1 protein-coding gene is annotated in these 559 nt (G+C 77.5%); it reads left to right on the forward strand.

What is annotated here, in order from left to right:
* Positions 1-559: glycosyltransferase (locus tag V8688_RS32050; protein ID WP_342802389.1), on the forward strand; the 559-nt coding region annotated here is incomplete at both ends.

The raw sequence follows: 559 nt of genomic DNA on the forward strand, positions 1-559 counted from the left end.
CTGCGCGCGGCTGGCCGCCCGCACCGACGCCGCGGCCCTGGTCTTCGTCGACGCCGACGTCCGGCTCGCCCCGCACGCGATCGCCGCGGCGGTCACCGAATTACGCAGGCGTGGAGCCGGTCTGGTGTCGGCCTGGCCGGTGCAGGAGTCCGGCTCGGCCACCGAACGCCTGGTCCAGCCGCTGCTGGCCTGGTCGTGGGCCTCGACGCTGCCGGTCGGCCCGGCCAATCACAGTCTGCGCCCGTCGACCGCGGTGGCGTGCGGACAGTTCCTGGCCGTCGACGCCGCGGCCTATCGCGCCGCTGGCGGCCACGCGGCCGTCGCCGCCAGCGCCACCGAGGACCTCGACCTGGCCCGAGCGCTGCGCCGGACGGGTCATCGCACCGCTTTGGTGGCCGCGGGCCCCAGCGCGGGCACCCGGATGTACGACGGCGCGGCCGAACTCACCGAGGGCTACACCCGCTGGCTGTGGTCGGCCTACGGCGGCCGGGTCGACGCCGGCGCCGCGGTGGGCGCGCTCGCGGCCCTGGCCTACTGGATCCCGCCGCTGGCCGCGCTC

This window comes from Nocardia sp. No.11, from assembly GCF_038752175.1.
GTDB classification, from domain to species: domain Bacteria; phylum Actinomycetota; class Actinomycetes; order Mycobacteriales; family Mycobacteriaceae; genus Nocardia; species Nocardia canadensis.